The sequence below is a fragment of the Tenacibaculum sp. E3R01 genome (genome assembly GCF_003318185.1).
In the GTDB taxonomy this organism is placed as follows: Bacteria; Bacteroidota; Bacteroidia; order Flavobacteriales; family Flavobacteriaceae; genus Polaribacter; species Polaribacter halocynthiae.
In genome coordinates this window covers 201546-213585 of the sequence record NZ_QOCC01000019.1, presented here as the reverse complement: position 1 = coordinate 213585, position 12040 = coordinate 201546, and the positions used below count along the sequence as shown (strand labels likewise).

Below are 12040 nucleotides of genomic sequence, written 5' to 3'. Positions count from 1 at the left end.
TTGTTGTGTATAAAAAAATCCGCAGTTTATCTGCGGACTTGTATGTTATGATAATTCTATGTCAAATTGTGTTAGCTCTTTAAACGCTTGTAAGCGTTCTTGAACTTCATCTTTCGTAAGTTCTTCCATTCGTTGAGTTCCAAACTTTTCAACACAAAAAGAAGCTAAGTTTGAACCATAAATAATGGCGTTTTTCATATTCTCAAAAGAAATGTCCTCAGTTTTTGCTAAAAATCCACAAAAACCACCAGCAAAAGTATCACCAGCACCAGTTGGGTCAAAAACTTCAGCTAAAGGTAATGCAGGAGCAAAAAACATTTTACCTTCATTAAATAATAAAGCTCCATGCTCTCCTTTCTTTATTACTACATATTTAGGCCCCATTTCATGAATTTTCTTTGCAGCATTTACTAAAGAATATTCACCACTCAATTGTCTAGCCTCTTCGTCATTAATAGTAATTACATCAACACGCTTTAATACTTCATGTAAATCATTTAAAGCAATGTCCATCCAGAAATTCATAGTATCTAAAACTACTAACTTAGGTCTTTCATTCATTTGATCTAATACAGAAGCTTGAGTTAATGGATGTAAGTTTCCTAACATCACAATTTCTGAATCTTTAAATACTTTAGGAACTACTGGTTTAAAATGTTCTAAAACATTTAATTCAGTAATAAGAGTATCACGAGAGTTCATGTCATTGTGATATTTACCACTCCAAAAAAACGTTTTACCATCTTTAACAATTTCTATTCCATCAGTATTAATTCCTTTGTTCTTCATCATATCTAAATATGATTCTGGGAAATCACCACCAACAACAGAAACTACACCAGTTTCAACGCCAAATTGAGCAGCAGCCAAACTTACAAATGTTCCTGATCCTCCTAAAATTTTATCTGTTTTACCAAAAGGTGTTTCAATAGCATCAAAAGCTACAGTACCAACCGCTAATAATTTACTCATAAGTTTAATTTAACCTTTCCAAAAGGAAAGAACTTTTTACTGTTTTAAGTCAGGTTTTATAACAATACCTAACAAAAATTAATAATTATGTTCACTTTATTTTTTATAAGCATAAAAATGCCTTTTTTGTCGTAATTTTGCACTTTTAATACAAAACCAGTCTTAGACTGTGCAAAAATAGTTTTAAAAAATGACTATCAAAGAAATACAAGAAGAAATTATTGATGAGTTCTTAATGTTTGATGACTGGATGGAACGTTATGAATACATTATTGAATTAGGCAAATCATTACCTTTAATAGATGATACTTATAAATTAGATGAGAATTTAATAAAAGGATGTCAATCTAAAGTATGGTTACATTCTAATTTAGAAGGAGATATTGTTACATTTACTGCCGATAGTGATGCTATTTTAACCAAAGGTATAGTGGCTTTATTGTTAAGAGTTTTTTCAAATCAAACACCTAAAGCTATTTTAGAAGCGGATACTGGTTTTATTGATGAAATTGGGTTGAAAGAACATTTAAGTCCAACAAGAGCAAATGGGTTAGTGTCTATGGTCAAGCAAATAAAAATGTATGCGATAGCTCAGCAAACTAAATTGACAAATTAAAATATTAATTATGACTGAAGAGAATTTAGAAGATTTAGGAGATAAAATAGTACGTGTTATAAAAACAATTTTTGATCCAGAAATACCTGTAGATATTTATGAATTAGGATTGATTTATGATGTTTTTATATCTGAGGAAAATGATGCGAAAATTTTAATGACCTTAACATCTCCTAATTGTCCAGTAGCTGAAACTTTACCAGTAGAGGTAGAAGAAAAAGTGAAAACATTAAAAGAGATTAATAATTGCGAAGTAGAAATTACTTTTGACCCTACTTGGACGCAAGATATGATGAGTGAAGAAGCAAAATTAGAGTTAGGTCTTTTATAAGTTTAAAAATGGCTGAAGAAATTATAAATAGAGTAGCAAGTAGTAAATTAATTACTATTGACTTAGAAGATTATTATCCAAATGGTACTAGAGTAGTTTTTGATATTAAAGATTGGCTTTTTCAAGAGTTAATTTTAAAAGAAAAAGACTTTAGACAGGATGTTAAAAATCATGATTGGTCTCAATATGAAAATTCGTTTGTTGCTTTAACTTGCAGCTCAGATGCTATAATACCTTCTTGGGCATACTTGTTATTAACTACGGAATTGTCACTGTATGCAAAAAAAGTAGTAATTGGTAATTTAGAGCTACTTGAAACTGTTTTATACCAAGGAATAATTAATGAACTTGATATTAATAGTTTTAAAGATAAGCCTGTAATAATTAAAGGATGTGCTAATAAACCTATACCTCCTTCTGCATATACTTTGCTAATTGAAAAAATTCAACCTATAGCAAAAACTATTATGTTTGGTGAAGCATGTTCAACAGTACCTTTATTTAAAAGAAAATAATTAATCTTATTTGTAAAGTATTTGTAAAATGAAGAAAATTCTTTTTACGCTATTAATTAGTTGTTCATTAATTAGTTTTTCTCAAGAAAAAAAAGACAGTATCCCTAAAAAATGGGAAGTTACAGGTAAGCTTGTTTTTTTGTTTAATCAATCTACATTTTCTAATTGGGTTGCTGGTGGTAGTAATACTATTGCTGGAAATATTGCCATAAATTATGATTTTAATTACAACAAAAATAATTGGCGTTGGGATAATAAGATTACTTCAATTTATGGGTTAAGTTATGTAGATGGGCAAGGGGTTAGAAAAACAGGAGACCGATTTGAATACAACTCTTTATTAGGGTTAAAAGCAGATAAATATTGGTTTTTTTCCTTTTTAAGTAATTTTAGAACTCAATATACACGAGGATACGATTATAAAAAAACACCAAAGTTACCTATTTCAGATTTTTTATCACCAGCTTATTGGAGTTTTGGGCCTGGTATGTTGTGGAAAAAATCTGACAATCAAAGAATAAATATAGCGCCAGCTACTGCAAGATTTACATTTGTTTCTGATGAGTTTTCTGGAAAATATGGTGTGGCTCAAGGTGATAATTCAAGTTTTAGTTTAGGGTTTAACTTGTCTGCATATTTTAAGTTTGATGTTATGAAGGATGTTCAAATGGAGAATATTTTAACTGTGTATTCTGATTATTTAAATAGCCCTCAAAATATTGATATTGACTATCAAATGCGATTTTTTATCAAGATAAATGAGTATCTTTCTATGAATTTAGGTTTTCATGCCATCATAGATGATAATGCCTCTAGTAAAATACAGTTCAAACAGGTATTTGGTTTAGGGCTAAATTATATTTTCCATAAAAGGTGACTTTTGTAAAAATTAGGTTGTCTTAAACAAAAGTAAAGGCGTACTTTTGCGCCCCTAAAATTTAAATTATTTTAAAATGATGAAAAAAATAGTAGCTATCGCAATGTTATTTGGAACGTTAGTAGTTAACGCCCAAGAAAAAAAAGAAGAGCCAAAAGAAGGATGGAAAAGAGGAGGAAACATTTCTTTTTTATTCAATCAATCTGCATTTAATAATTGGTTAGCTGGAGGTGTTAATAATATTTCAGGAACATTAGGGATAAATTACGATTTCAATTATGCTAAAGGAGATTGGACTTGGGATAATAAAATTATTGCTTCTTATGGTTTAACAAAAATAAAAAATGAAGGTGCTAAAAAAACAGATGATCGTTTTGAGTTTAACTCTTTAGCAGGTAAAAAAGCTTCTGGAAATTGGTATTATTCTGCTTTTTTTAATTTTAAAACACAAATGTCTTCAACATATAATGAAGGTGTTCAACAATCTCATTTTTTCTCTCCTGCTTACTTTCAGTTTGGTCCAGGTATGTTATGGAAAAAATCGGAAAATTTAAAAGTTAATTTTGCACCAGCAACTTCAAAATTAATTATTGTTGATAATCAATTTACTGCTGGTTTACCTGCTGGAGCAAGTTATTTTGGTGTTAAACCAGGCGAAACTACTAGATATGAACTTGGAGCTGCAATAAATGGGTATTATAAAATAAATATTATGGAAAATGTATCTGTTGAAAATATCTTAAATTTATATAGTAATTATTTAGATGAAGCTCAAAATGTAGATATTGATTATACAGTTAATGTTGTTATGAAAATTAATAAATACTTATCAGCTAATTTAGCACTACAAGCAATTTATGATGATAATGCGTATGAAGGTTTTCAAACAAGAGAAATTTTTGGTTTAGGAGTAAACTATAATTTCTAAGATAATAATAAAAATATTTTATATAAAGACTGTCTTTTTAGGCAGTCTTTTTTTGTTTGAATTTGGTTATATGAAATTATGATCTTGTAAGCAAAATTGTTTTTGGCACAAAATTTGAAAATGTTTAAGCATAACCATAATAATTAGTGCTTATGAAACGTATAAAATTACTTTTACTATTAATAATAACAGGAACTACATTAACCTCTTGTGTTGTTACAAATGATGAATTTATAGATGATGCTGTTTCATTAAATGAACTTATTTCTAGTTACGATTTATGGTATATAGATTATCATAAAACTCAAGGTTCAGGAGGTGTTCCTTTTATATCCAAAGCTTTTACGGTATCATTTTTAAGTGGTAGAATGTATGCAAATAATAATATAGTAGATATAGGAAAAACAGGAAATGGTCTTGGGATCTCTGTTGGACGATATGGTGTTTTTAATAATGTTCTTGAAACTAGTCATAGTTTAGATGGAAATTATGATTTTGAAGTAGTTCAATTATCTGATAATGAAATAAGAATTGATTATTTATCTCAAAATGTTAGTTATTATTTAGTTGGATACCAGGTTAATAACTTTGATTATGATAAATTGTTTTACGAGAATATAGAATATTTTTTACAAGAATACATAGCTTGGGAAAGAACTGATGCTAAAGGAGGAACCTCAAATGTGTTTGATAAAGAGCATTTTTTACAGTTCACACCAGAAAATGACGTGACTTTTTATTCATCTCATGATGTGTTTGGCACAAATATTGATAATATAAAGTGGGATTTCATTGGAGGCTATGAAGTAGCTGATGTTAGAGGATATAATGATCTAAAAGTTTTAACACTTAATTATGATAGTGGAGATACTGAGAAATTCGAATTAAGCGTTATAAATGATGAAACGGTATCATTATACCATTTACGATCTGAAACAACGTATACATTTTCTGGAAGAGGATTTGTACAATATTTAAAAGGAGATAAAAAAAGAGGTGCGAAACAAGCTGTAAGGAACAGTGGAAGAAAACGTACTAAGATAAAGAGACAAACCGTTCAAAGAAAGGTTTTAAAATAAAGTTTGGTTAGTTGATTTTTGGTTGGTTATTTTTAATAACCAATTGAAATAAACCGCTCCGAGAGGAGCGGTTTTTTATTTTTTATAACATCTTGTTTACATAAAAAAAATTACCTTTATAGAAATTACACTTAAAATGAGAAAAACTGCTTTTATAACAGGTGCTACATCAGGAATAGGAAAAGCGACAGCTATGTTTTTTGCTAAAAACAATATTAACTTGGTAATTTGCGGAAGGCGTGTTGAAAAGTTAAAAACTCTAGAAAAAGAGCTTTTAAAATATACTAAAGTACATACATTACAATTTGATGTTCGTTTTAAAGATCAAGTAGAAAAAGCAATCAATAGTTTGCCAGATGACTTTAAAAAAATAGATGTTCTTATTAATAATGCAGGAAACGCTCATGGATTAAGTTCTATTCAAGAAGGAAGTATTGATGATTGGGATGCTATGATTGATGGTAATGTAAAAGGACTATTATATGTTTCAAAATCAATAATTCCTCAAATGGTTGAGAGAAATGATGGTTTTATTGTAAATATAGGCTCTATTGCAGGAAAAGAAGTGTATCCTAATGGTAACGTTTATTGTGCGTCTAAGTTTGCTGTAAATGCTTTAAATAAAGGAATGCGTTTAGATTTAAATAAACATAATATTCGTGTTTGTGCAATACATCCAGGTTTAGTTGAAACAGAGTTTTCAGATGTACGATTTAAAGGAGATACAAATAAAGCTAAAACTGTTTATCAGGGATATAAAGCATTACAAGCAGAAGATATTGCTGATATTATTCATTTTGTGATAACAAGGCCTTATCATGTAAATATTGAAGATTTAATAGTGTATCCTACTGCGCAAGCAAGCGCTACAGTTTTAAATAAAAATTAATAAAAAGTGATTAACAAACGGCTTTTAATTAAGAATTTACTTTCTAAAAATGATGAAAATAGCTTTTATGATAAGAAGCAACAGTTGTCATTAAATTCAAGAGAAGGAAAGGCTAAATTTATAAAGCATGTTTGTGCACTGTCTAACTCTAATCCTGATAATAATTCATATATAGTTATTGGGGTAGAAGATGAGAAGAATAAAATTATTGGAGTTGATTTTTTTGATGATAGCAAAATCCAAAATTTGGTAAATGCATATTTAAATAATCCTCCTAAGATTGAGTATGAAAATGTACCATTTCCTAGATTACCTCGCTATAAAGTAGTAGGATTAGTTACTATATACCCTAATAATGAAATGTCATCGTTAAAAAAAACAGCTTGGAAGTATCCAAAAGGAGCGGTTTTTTATAGAAGAGGAAGTAATTCAATACCAGTTGAAGGTTTTTTTGAAGTAAAAAATACAAATCAACCTATTGTTGAGGCTATTGAAAAAAATGCTAGGAATAATATAGAGTTAACATTGAATGGGGTTTTTGATTTTTTTAAAAAACATAAAAAAGAATACAATCCTCAATATAAGGTGTTTAAAGAGCAATTTGTGTTGTGCTGGGCAGGAAAAGAAACTTTAATAAATAAAGAGGTTTATTTTTCACGAGTAGACATAGAGTTAGTTAATGAACAAGTACGATTATTCTTTTCTGATTTAGATGATGTTCAAATTTCTTTCAATGAGAATTCGTTTATTATAACTGAATATATTTTGTTAGGTATAGATACTAGTGAAAAAAGATATCCATTAGAGAAAACAATTATTCATTTTAAAGATAATGGAATACACGATATAGCTTCAGAGTTTTTGTTTGAACCCCCTCAATTTGATAAAAAAATATTGCACCATATTTACAATACTAATAATAGTATAGTTTCAAAAATTGAAAAAGAAATTTCTTTAACTTTAACTGAGCAGGTAGATGTTTTAAAGCTTCCTACAACTTATTTAATTTGTTATTTGAATGGTTTTTTAGAGGCATCAAAACAATTAAAGAAAGCAAAAAACTATATTCGAGATTTGGAGGATAAAACAACTTATGTAAAGTATAAAGAAGCATTACGTGTATTACGTAAAGTAAAGTATAGTTAAAAAGACGTTAGTGTTTATTTACCAACGCCTTTTTTGAAAAACTAGTTATTAGGTTGGTTACTCATTTCAAAAATTATTTCACCACCATTAGTTATATCATGATGCGAAAGCAAAAAGGATTCTAGTTTTTTACCATTAACCAAAACATTTTTTACAAATACATTTTCTTTACTTTGGTTTTTTACTGTGATTTTTAATGTTTTTCCATTTTCTAAATGAATTGTAGCGTTCTTAATGTTAGGGCTACCAATGGCATAATAAGGAGATCCAGGAGTTACGGGGTAAAACCCTAGGCTACTAAATATATACCAAGCACTCATTTGACCCGCATCATCATTCCCACATAACCCTTCTACAGAGGACGCATACATACTGTCCATAATCATACGAACACGTTTTTGAGTTTTTTCTGGATGCCCTGTCCAATTATATAAGTATGGAATATGATGCCCAGGTTCATTACCATGTACATAATTACCTATAATTCCATCACGAGTTATGTCTTCATGATTAGCTATGTATTTATCATCAATTTCTGTGGTAAATAATTCATCTAATTGTTTACTAAACTTTTCTTTTCCTCCCATCATTTTAATCATTTCATCTATATTTTGTGGTACATATAAGCCATAGTTCCACGCGTTTCCTTCAATAAATCCTTGTCCATGAGTGTCCATTGGATCAAAATTTTCTCTAAAAGAACCATTAGTTAATCTTGGTCTCATAAAACCAATGGAAGAATCATACACATTTTTATAGTACTCTGATCTTGATAAGTATTCTTTTTCAATACTAATATCTCCAGTTTTTTTAGCTACTTGAGCAATACACCAATCATTATAAGCATACTCTAATGTTTTTGAGACTGAAGAATGGCTTTTGTCATCTGGAACATATTTGTATTTCATGTATTCACCAATGCCGTCAAAATATTTTACAGTTGCCGTATTAGTTGAAGCTTTTAAAGCATGATTTTTGTTAAAATCCCCTACGTTTTTAACCATAGCATCTGCAATTACTGAAGTAGCATGATATCCAATCATACACCAATTTTCATTAGCATAATGGCTCCAAATAGGTAGCATTTTATGTACACTTTGATCATGATGGGCTAGCATTGATTTTATCATGTCGTTATTTCTCTTAGGTTGTGTAATGTTGTATAAAGGATGTAATGCCCTATAAGTATCCCAAAGAGAAAAAATAGTGTAATTGGTAAAACCATCAGAAGTATAAATGTTTTGATCTAATCCACGATATTTTCCGTCTACATCTTCATATAAAATAGGTGACAAGTTGGTATGATATAAAGCAGTATAAAATGTAGTTTTATCATTTTCGGTTAATGTTTCTACTTCAATTTTTTGTAGTTCTTTGTTCCAATTAGCTTTAGTTTTTTCTCTGACTTTGTTAAAATCCCAATGTGGTATTTCAGTTTTTAAATTATTTAAAGCTCCATTAGTACTTACTGGAGACAAAGCAAACTTTATATTTATTTTTTCACCCTCTTCAGTATTGAAATTAAAATAGGCTCTAATATCTTTTCCGGCCATTTCAGGAAAGTTTTTATTTTGTTTAAACCTTCTATAAAAGCCATCATAAGTTTCTTTATTGTATTTCTTATGACCATAACTTTTAAATGGCTTAGAAAACTGCATAGCAAAGAAAACTTTTTTAGTTCTTGCCCATCCTTTAGTTTGCCTGTATCCAGTTACTAACGTATCATTTTCTACACGAATAAATGTCCATACATTTTTATTATTGTGATGATATACATTATAAACTAAATCTAAAATAATATGTGAATCTTCTGATTTTGGAAAAGTATATTGATGAAAACCAACACGTTCGCTAGCTGTTAATTCAGCTTTTATGCCATAGCTATCCAGATTTACACTATAGTAACCAGGTGATGCTTTTTCTTTAGTGTGAGAAAATGTAGAATAAAAACCTTTAGAATTGTCTGCCTTTTTTAAAGGATCTAGTACTAAACTACCTGTAGTAGGCATTACTAAAAAATCACCCAAATCTGCATGACCTGTTCCACTAAAGTTAGTGTGAGCAAAACCAATAATGGTTGAATCTTTATATTGATATCCTGCACAATATTCATACGTTTCTTTATTGTATGAACCATCTTTATTGAACATTACTTCAAAGTTAGTTTGAGGGCTTAGTTGAACCATTCCAAAAGGAGCAGTTGCTCCAGGAAATACATGTCCCATTTTACTGGTTCCTATAGTAGGATTCACATATTTTGTAAAATCTATATTTGATTTACTCTCAACAATATTATCTGTTGATTTTTTTTGACAACTTATTCCTAAAAGAAATAAGCTTAAAAGAAAAGGGAATTTAATTGAAGGTTTCATAATTTTTAATAAAAAGGTGTTTGTAGTGCTAAAAAAGCAAAAAAACATCTAAAAACCTCCTTAAAAATATTTTTATATCAATAATTATCGAATTCAAACAAAATAATTCTTTTTGTTAATTAATAAACAAAAAAAGAAAAACCTCGAATTAATCAAGGTTTTATTGTTTTAATAGAACGTATTTTTATTATTTACCACCATCAAGTTTGTCTTGCCAGTCTTTTAGTTCTTTCCATTTACCTTCATAAGCAAGTTGAGCTTGTTTAGGCCAAGTTCCAGGTTTGTGTATTTTATATCTATCTCCTCCACTCTTTAGTACTTCTTGACATTTTTCTATTGAAGTTTCCCCTAAGGACTTCCATGTTTTAATTCCGAAATTATGAAAAAGACCTTCAATTTTGGGACCTATTCCTTCAACCACTTTTAAATCATCTTGTTTTATTTTTTTACCAAAAGCAGCTTTTGCATCAGTAGCATTAAAAGGTATATTATTGTTTGCGTTACTTGTAAGTGAAGAAGCAATATTTGTTTTAGCAGTTTCTAAACTAGTTTCTAAATTTTTAGCGTTTTTAGTACAAAGATCTAAATCTGCTTGTAATGTAGATTTTGCTTTTGAACAAGCAGCTAAGTCAGCCTCTAATCTTGCAATTTTATCATTAAGGGTATCGTTGTTGTTATTTTTACTAGTACCTAATAAATATCCTAGAAAAGCACAAATGGCACCAACTAATAATGGAATTAACCAACATGGTATATGGATTGCTAATAAAGTCATGTTTTTAATTTTTTATGATTATTTTAATTAATAGTTATTTCAATTCTTCTGTTTTTTGCTCTACCTTCTTCAGTTGTGTTATCTGAAATAGGAGTATTTTGACCTTCAGAAGCAACAGTTATATTTTGAGATAAAATCCCATTTTTAATTAAATATGTTTTTATAAAGTTAGCTCTATCCAAACCTAACTTCATGTTCCCATCTTTATTTCCTGTATTATCTGTATGGCCAGTAACTTGAATTATGACACCTAATTTATCTACACATTTTGAGATATCAGCAAATTTTTGACGCTGTTCTGGAGTTAAATTAATACTTGCTTGCCCTGTTTTAAAGTATATAAACAATGGGCTTTCTTTAATAGTTTCACAAGCTTTTTTTAGAGTTTCATCACTTTTTAAAGCCTCATCAGTTCTTGTAAAAATATCAAACTTTAAAGGGCCATATAAAATGTTGTTTTTATTAGCGACTAAATCATTATTTAACTCTCCGTAGGTATTAATTAGTTTTGACGAAATATTTTGAGAAACCATATAATTTTTAACAGAGTTAGCTCGAGCTAACCCTAAGTTAGGAAATGCTGAGTTGTTGTTTTCATCATTCATATAATACCCCGTAATATTAAGGCGTTTGTTTTCATCTGAGTTTAAATATTCTCTAATCATTGAAATCCCATTATTTAATGAAGTAGATACAGAGTCACGAATGGAAAAACCGGAGGTGTTAAAATTGAAATTTTCATTGATTTCATAGGCTAAATTCCCACGAGTATCTTTAATACTAAAAGGTAGTGAAGTTGGGTGCTTAGTTTTAGGTTTACTTACTTCTTCATTACTTGTTTTTTGGTTTTTTTGTTTAGAACTATCGCAACTTTCAGCATAGCAAACAGTACAACACATATACCAATATAAAATTGATCCAATAATAATGGTTAGCAGAATACCTAATAAATAAATTGATTTTTTACTCATTAATTTATGGTTTAAATTATTGATTGTTAAATTATTAAAAATTAATTGAAAAATAAAATTTTGTTTTTCACGAAATTTTAAGACTTACTGCTAAATAAATGTTAAGGTGTATAAATTAATGAAACACTTTTATAAAAACATAGTCTTATAGGAAACATAACTTAACAATCAATCTCATGAAAAAATTATTATTTACAGCATTAATCGTTCTTGTATCTGCTAACACAATTAAAGCATCTAACACAATAGAAGCACCTATAAAAACTTCTGTTGAATATGTAAAACTTAGTACGTTTTGCGAAATGATAAAACAAGGAAATTATGAAAGTGTAAAAGCTTTTATAAATAATGGAACAAACATCAATAGAAAGTCTATGGGACTAACTCCTGTAATGTTTGCAGCCAGGTATAATAAAGTAAAAATACTTAAGCTTTTAATAAGTAACGGAGCTAAGTTAAAAACAAAATCAAATAAAGGATATACTGCTTTACAGTATGCAAAAATGTCTAAGGCAAATGAGGCTTACGAAGTTTTAAAAGGAGCCTTAGAGAAAAACTAAAAATAGCAT

General features: G+C 28.9%; 13 protein-coding genes. 9 read left to right on the top strand and 4 right to left on the bottom strand.

Going from position 1 to position 12040, the window contains the following annotated elements; genetic code table 11:
* Window positions 1-45: 45 nt before the first annotated feature.
* Window positions 46-972, bottom strand: coding sequence for a PfkB family carbohydrate kinase (locus tag DS884_RS06130; RefSeq protein WP_093869704.1), 927 nt, complete (start codon window positions 970-972; stop codon window positions 46-48).
* Between the two features lie 190 nt (window positions 973-1162).
* Here DS884_RS06130 and DS884_RS06125 point away from each other — a divergent pair, with 190 nt between their 5' ends.
* From DS884_RS06125 to DS884_RS06090, 8 genes are all read left to right on the top strand, one after another.
* Window positions 1163-1588, top strand: coding sequence for a SufE family protein (locus tag DS884_RS06125; RefSeq protein WP_093869705.1), 426 nt, complete (start codon window positions 1163-1165; stop codon window positions 1586-1588).
* 10 nt (window positions 1589-1598) lie between these two features.
* Window positions 1599-1919 carry an iron-sulfur cluster assembly protein gene (locus tag DS884_RS06120; protein WP_093869706.1) on the top strand — a complete coding sequence of 107 codons (321 nt, stop codon included), beginning with the start codon at window positions 1599-1601 and terminating at the stop codon, window positions 1917-1919.
* 8 nt (window positions 1920-1927) lie between these two features.
* Entirely contained in the window at window positions 1928-2434 is a 507-nt protein-coding gene (locus DS884_RS06115; RefSeq protein WP_093869707.1) for a DUF2480 family protein, read from the top strand.
* Between the two features lie 28 nt (window positions 2435-2462).
* Window positions 2463-3311: a DUF3078 domain-containing protein gene (locus DS884_RS06110; protein ID WP_093869708.1), complete on the top strand. Its 849-nt coding sequence runs from the start codon at window positions 2463-2465 to the stop codon at window positions 3309-3311.
* Between the two features lie 76 nt (window positions 3312-3387).
* Window positions 3388-4239 carry a DUF3078 domain-containing protein gene (locus DS884_RS06105; protein WP_113786143.1) on the top strand — a complete coding sequence of 284 codons (852 nt, stop codon included), beginning with the start codon at window positions 3388-3390 and terminating at the stop codon, window positions 4237-4239.
* Between the two features lie 152 nt (window positions 4240-4391).
* Complete coding sequence (locus DS884_RS06100; RefSeq protein ID WP_113786142.1) at window positions 4392-5318, top strand: hypothetical protein; 927 nt, start codon at window positions 4392-4394, stop codon at window positions 5316-5318.
* Window positions 5319-5454: 136 nt separating this feature from the next.
* Complete coding sequence (locus DS884_RS06095; RefSeq protein WP_113786141.1) at window positions 5455-6207, top strand: SDR family NAD(P)-dependent oxidoreductase; 753 nt, start codon at window positions 5455-5457, stop codon at window positions 6205-6207.
* Window positions 6208-6213: 6 nt separating this feature from the next.
* Window positions 6214-7353: an ATP-binding protein gene (locus DS884_RS06090; RefSeq protein WP_113786140.1), complete on the top strand. Its 1140-nt coding sequence runs from the start codon at window positions 6214-6216 to the stop codon at window positions 7351-7353.
* A 41-nt stretch (window positions 7354-7394) separates the two neighbouring features.
* On the opposite strand, the gene DS884_RS06085 is transcribed toward DS884_RS06090, so the two are convergent.
* The 3 genes from DS884_RS06085 to DS884_RS06075 form a co-directional block, all read right to left on the bottom strand.
* A complete protein-coding gene (locus tag DS884_RS06085; RefSeq protein WP_113786139.1) occupies window positions 7395-9725 on the bottom strand; it encodes a GH92 family glycosyl hydrolase in 2331 nt (776 codons plus the stop codon).
* 187 nt (window positions 9726-9912) lie between these two features.
* On the bottom strand, window positions 9913-10500 hold the full coding sequence (locus tag DS884_RS06080; RefSeq protein WP_113786138.1) for a hypothetical protein: 588 nt from the start codon (window positions 10498-10500) through the stop codon (window positions 9913-9915).
* Between the two features lie 23 nt (window positions 10501-10523).
* On the bottom strand, window positions 10524-11471 hold the full coding sequence (locus DS884_RS06075; RefSeq protein WP_113786137.1) for an OmpA family protein: 948 nt from the start codon (window positions 11469-11471) through the stop codon (window positions 10524-10526).
* Window positions 11472-11647: 176 nt separating this feature from the next.
* On the opposite strand from DS884_RS06075, the gene DS884_RS06070 reads away from it, so the two are divergent.
* Window positions 11648-12031, top strand: a complete 384-nt coding sequence (locus DS884_RS06070) for an ankyrin repeat domain-containing protein (RefSeq protein WP_093869716.1) — start codon at window positions 11648-11650, stop codon at window positions 12029-12031.
* Window positions 12032-12040 lie beyond the last annotated feature (9 nt).

Bases quoted from the DNA above. Each gene is read 5' to 3' on its own strand.
- DS884_RS06130 (WP_093869704.1), bottom strand. From the start codon at position 972: ATGAGTAAATTATTAGCGGTTGGTACTGTAGCTTTTGATGCTATTGAA.
- DS884_RS06125 (WP_093869705.1), top strand. From the start codon at position 1,163: ATGACTATCAAAGAAATACAAGAAGAAATTATTGATGAGTTCTTAATG.
- DS884_RS06085 (WP_113786139.1), bottom strand. From the start codon at position 9,725: ATGAAACCTTCAATTAAATTCCCTTTTCTTTTAAGCTTATTTCTTTTA.
- DS884_RS06070 (WP_093869716.1), top strand. From the start codon at position 11,648: ATGAAAAAATTATTATTTACAGCATTAATCGTTCTTGTATCTGCTAAC.
- DS884_RS06115 (WP_093869707.1), top strand. From the start codon at position 1,928: ATGGCTGAAGAAATTATAAATAGAGTAGCAAGTAGTAAATTAATTACT.
- DS884_RS06075 (WP_113786137.1), bottom strand. From the start codon at position 11,471: ATGAGTAAAAAATCAATTTATTTATTAGGTATTCTGCTAACCATTATT.
- DS884_RS06095 (WP_113786141.1), top strand. From the start codon at position 5,455: ATGAGAAAAACTGCTTTTATAACAGGTGCTACATCAGGAATAGGAAAA.
- DS884_RS06110 (WP_093869708.1), top strand. From the start codon at position 2,463: ATGAAGAAAATTCTTTTTACGCTATTAATTAGTTGTTCATTAATTAGT.
- DS884_RS06105 (WP_113786143.1), top strand. From the start codon at position 3,388: ATGATGAAAAAAATAGTAGCTATCGCAATGTTATTTGGAACGTTAGTA.
- DS884_RS06080 (WP_113786138.1), bottom strand. From the start codon at position 10,500: ATGACTTTATTAGCAATCCATATACCATGTTGGTTAATTCCATTATTA.
- DS884_RS06100 (WP_113786142.1), top strand. From the start codon at position 4,392: ATGAAACGTATAAAATTACTTTTACTATTAATAATAACAGGAACTACA.
- DS884_RS06120 (WP_093869706.1), top strand. From the start codon at position 1,599: ATGACTGAAGAGAATTTAGAAGATTTAGGAGATAAAATAGTACGTGTT.